Annotated in this window: 5 protein-coding genes and 1 pseudogene; 4 read left to right on the top strand and 2 right to left on the bottom strand. The window is 72.4% G+C overall.

Annotated elements, in window-relative coordinates:
* Positions 1-206, bottom strand: a pseudogene (locus tag G3I65_RS17240) (HSP18 transcriptional regulator); the annotation flags it as partial.
* 99 nt (positions 207-305) lie between these two features.
* On the opposite strand from G3I65_RS17240, the gene G3I65_RS17235 reads away from it, so the two are divergent.
* The 4 genes from G3I65_RS17235 (at position 306) to G3I65_RS17220 (ending at position 3,104) form a co-directional block, all read left to right on the top strand.
* On the top strand, positions 306-749 hold the full coding sequence (locus G3I65_RS17235) for an Hsp20/alpha crystallin family protein (RefSeq protein WP_160697025.1): 444 nt from the start codon (positions 306-308) through the stop codon (positions 747-749).
* Between the two features lie 66 nt (positions 750-815).
* Positions 816-1,247: a DUF6292 family protein gene (locus G3I65_RS17230; RefSeq protein ID WP_160697024.1), complete on the top strand. Its 432-nt coding sequence runs from the start codon at positions 816-818 to the stop codon at positions 1,245-1,247.
* Positions 1,244-1,708 (top strand): DivIVA domain-containing protein, encoded by a 465-nt coding sequence (locus G3I65_RS17225; RefSeq protein WP_160697023.1) that lies wholly within the window; start codon positions 1,244-1,246, stop codon positions 1,706-1,708. Before G3I65_RS17230 ends, G3I65_RS17225 begins: the two co-directional genes overlap by 4 nt.
* Before the next feature lie 76 nt (positions 1,709-1,784).
* Complete coding sequence (locus tag G3I65_RS17220; RefSeq protein WP_160697022.1) at positions 1,785-3,104, top strand: hypothetical protein; 1,320 nt, start codon at positions 1,785-1,787, stop codon at positions 3,102-3,104.
* A 1-nt stretch (position 3,105) separates the two neighbouring features.
* Here G3I65_RS17220 and G3I65_RS17215 read toward each other — a convergent pair.
* The coding region (locus G3I65_RS17215; protein ID WP_160697021.1) for a zinc-binding dehydrogenase at positions 3,106-3,546 on the bottom strand (441 nt) is incomplete at its 5' end.

Below are 3,546 nucleotides of genomic sequence, written 5' to 3'. Positions count from 1 at the left end.
CTCGCCACGCCCAGCGCCGGGGCGAGCGCGGCCCAGCTGACCCCGCCGGCCCGTGCCGCCGCGATCAGCTCTGGCTCCCACGAACCGAGCTGATCGCGCAACGCCCGCAACCGGGTCAGCGCACCGAGCACGTCGTCGGGTGCCGCGCTGCCGGCCCGGGCCGCACCCACGACGTCACTGATTCCGCGTAGCTCTTCGTCCTGCATTTGTCATCCTATCGACGACGTCACACTTGTCATCTAATCGATGACATGCTAGAAAAGTAGTGCGTGTTGACGCAAGACGACCCTGGAGGTGGAACCCCGATGTTGATGCGCACCGACCCGTTCCGCGAACTGGACCGCTTCGCCCAGCAGGTGTTCGGCACCCCGGCGCCGGGCACGTGGTCCAAGCCCGCCCCCATGCCGCTGGACGCCTACCGCGCCGGCGACGAGTTCGTGGTCAGCTTCGACCTCCCCGGCGTCGACCCCGGCGCCATCGAGCTCGACGTCGAACGCAACGTCCTGACCGTCAAGGCCGAACGACGTCCGCTGCCGACCGGCGACGACGTCCGGCTGCAGATCTCGGAACGGCCGCTGGGCGTGTTCTCGCGGCAGCTGTTCCTCGGCGACACCCTCGACACCGACCGGATCGCCGCCGACTACGACCAGGGTGTGCTCACCCTGCGCATCCCGATCGCCGAGCGGGCCAAGCCCCGGCGCATCGCGGTCACCGGCGCGAAGACCGAGCGGCAGCAGATCCAGGCCTGACCCCCGGTACCGCCGGGTGGCCGGACCGGTCCGGCCACCCGGCTTTCGCGCACGAAGGACACGTCCATGACCACCCCGCTGCACCTCGGCCGGGGCAGCCACCCGGCCCTGGCCACGCTCCACGACTACCTGACCGAAGTCACCGCCGCCCTGGGCATCGGCATGGAGTCGTGCACCGTCGACCACGACACCCCGGTCTCCGCCTACGTCGCCCTCGACCAGCGCCTGCCCGGCTACCCGGACCGCGACGTCGCCCTGCTCTGGGACGAAGTCCACGGCTGGTCCGCCGCCGTCGAAACGCACTCCGGCGAAGACCTGATCGTCCTGCGGTACCTCGGCGGCACGACCGTCACCCCGGCACCGGCGCGGATCACGCGCTTCCTCACCGCGCTGCAGGAGGACGACCACCGCATCGGCCGCCTCGACCCGCCGGTCCTGCGCACCGCCACCGGCTTGGACGAGCTGCGCACGACCCTCCGGGACCGGAGGGCGGCATGACGCTGCCCTTGCCGACCAGCTTCGCGCTCACCCTGCGCGGCTACGACCGCGAGCAGGTCGACGAGCACCTCGCCGAAACCCAGGAGGAGCTGCGGCTGCTCACCCTCGACCGCGACGCCGCGCTCGCCGAAGCCGAAACCCTGACCCGGCGGCTCGAAGCGGCCCGCACCGAAAACGACCGGCTGCGCGCCCGCTTGGACCGCCTCGCCGCCACCCCGGCGGATCCGGCGGCGGTGGGCGACCGCGTCCGGCGGATGCTCGAACTCGCCCGCGCCGAGGCTGACACCATCGTGGCCAACGCCCGCCGTCGCGCCGACGCGATCCTGGAGCAGGCCACCGCGGCGGAGCGGCGCGTCGCGGTCCGGTTGCGCGCGATCGACGACTACCTGGCCCGTGCGGAGCACCTGCTCGCCGAGGAAGCCGAGCCTGCGGTGCGCGCCAAGCACCTCACCGCCGCGTGAGGCCGGAAGCCGCGGCGAGGGGGCTCGGCAACGTCGCGGCGGCTCGCTCGGCGGCGAACCCGAATATGCTGGAGGCGTGTGGAAGGCGCCGATCACCGCAGCCGAGGCGCTGCCCTACGTCGTGGACGCGGCGCGGCGGGAAGGCTACCTCGGGCTCATGGTCATCCTGGCCCGCACCGCGGAAGCGCGCCTTCTGCACGGCGAGCTGATCCAGGACTGGACCAGCATCCACGACGTCACCGGCCAGCGCATCGCCGTGCTCTGCCCGGATCCGGAGTTCCTGCCGAGCGAGCGAATGCGGCACTCCTCGAGCGAGTACTGGACCCGGCTGACCATCGACGATGCCGCCGAGCTGCCCTTCACCCGGTTGCTGGTCCCGGGGCGGGGTCGGCTTCCCATCGGCCGGATCGCCCCGCTGCGGCCAGATTCGGCCGACGCTCAGCAGGCCGCCTGGACCGAAGCGGTGGGCCGCTGCGCCGCGTACTTCCGCATCCCCGAACGCCGCCTGCCCGCGGTGCTGGTGCTGTGCCTGCGGGACGAGCGGGACGTGCTCGTCGAACTGCGGGAGCACACGAGCCTCTACCGGCTGTGCAAGAACATCGCCTCGCACCCCGGTTTCGAACCCGGCGACGAGGCGCGCTGGGTGGAACACGACGAACTCACCGAACGCGCCAAGAGCCTCGCGATCGGCCACGGCCACTTCGAACTGGTGGCGGACGACGATCCGCCGCGGACGATGCGCCGGCTGCTCGCCGTCCCCGAGGTGCGCGCGCAGTTCGAAGGGCTGCGCAAGCACCTGGGCCGGATCGCGCACGTCGATCCGGAGCAGCACCTCGCCTGGTGCCGCGCGCTCGACGAGCTGACGGAGTCGGACGCGGACCAGGGCGCGGTCCTGGAGTTCCTCGAGGGCATCGGCCAGGCTGTCGGCGCGCACCCGCGCCGGAAAGAACTTCCCGGCTTGGCCACGAAGGCCCGCAAGGTCGAACACGCTGTCCGGAAAGCCGCGGACCCACCGCCGCGGTCGCGCTGGTTCCCCGAAAGCCCGGAAGCGGAATCCGCTCGCGAGGCGCAGCTCGCGCTGACCCGCGCCAGGCTGGCCGAACTCGAAAGCGAACTGAGCAGCAGACCGGGACTCGCGGCCGCGTGCGAAACCGCGGCCAAGGCCGAACTGGGCGCCTGCGAAGTCGCCCAGCTGAACCTCGGCGGGAGCTCTCGAATCCACGCCGTGACGCCGATCGGTCCCGCACCCGAAGGCGACCCGGGCGGCACGACCAGCAACGTCAGCTCCGGTTCCGTGGGCGGGAACGTCGTGCAGGCGGGACACATCGACGCCGTGCACATCCACCACCGCGCGAGATCGTTCGGCGGCTGGTGGAGACGCGGCCGTCGCGAATAGCTCACGTCACCTTGATGACCACCTTGCCCGCGGCGTGCCCGTGCTCGACCGTGGCCAGCGCGGCCGGGGCGTCGGACAGCGGGTGCACCGCGGTGATCACCGGCGCGAGGACGCCGTCGAGTGCCAGCCGCGCGGACCGGGCCAGGTTGGCCCGGTCCAGGCGGCGCTCGACGAACCGGCCGCCGAGCTCGGACACGGACTGGTCGCCGACGGAAATCACCGTGTGGGGCTCGCGCGCCAGCGGGGCGACGGTTCGCAGCGAAGCGCCGCCGACCAGGTCGACAATCCCGGCCAAGCCTTCCGGCACCAGCTCGCGGACCGCCGTGACGACGTCCTGCGCGGTGTAGTCGACGAACCGCGCCCCGGCCTCCTCGGCCTGCTCGCGCTTCGCGGGGCTGCCGGTGCCGAGCACGCGCAGCTCGTGCGCCGCGGCCAGCCGGGC

It is taken from the genome of Amycolatopsis sp. SID8362, from assembly GCF_010550475.1.
Taxonomy (GTDB): Bacteria; Actinomycetota; Actinomycetes; order Mycobacteriales; family Pseudonocardiaceae; genus Amycolatopsis; species Amycolatopsis eburnea.
Note: the sequence above shows the minus strand (reverse complement) of the source record. Positions and strands in the feature narration are given on the sequence as shown.

Bases quoted from the DNA above. Each gene is read 5' to 3' on its own strand.
- G3I65_RS17235 (WP_160697025.1), top strand. From the start codon at position 306: ATGTTGATGCGCACCGACCCGTTCCGCGAACTGGACCGCTTCGCCCAG.
- G3I65_RS17230 (WP_160697024.1), top strand. From the start codon at position 816: ATGACCACCCCGCTGCACCTCGGCCGGGGCAGCCACCCGGCCCTGGCC.
- G3I65_RS17225 (WP_160697023.1), top strand. From the start codon at position 1,244: ATGACGCTGCCCTTGCCGACCAGCTTCGCGCTCACCCTGCGCGGCTAC.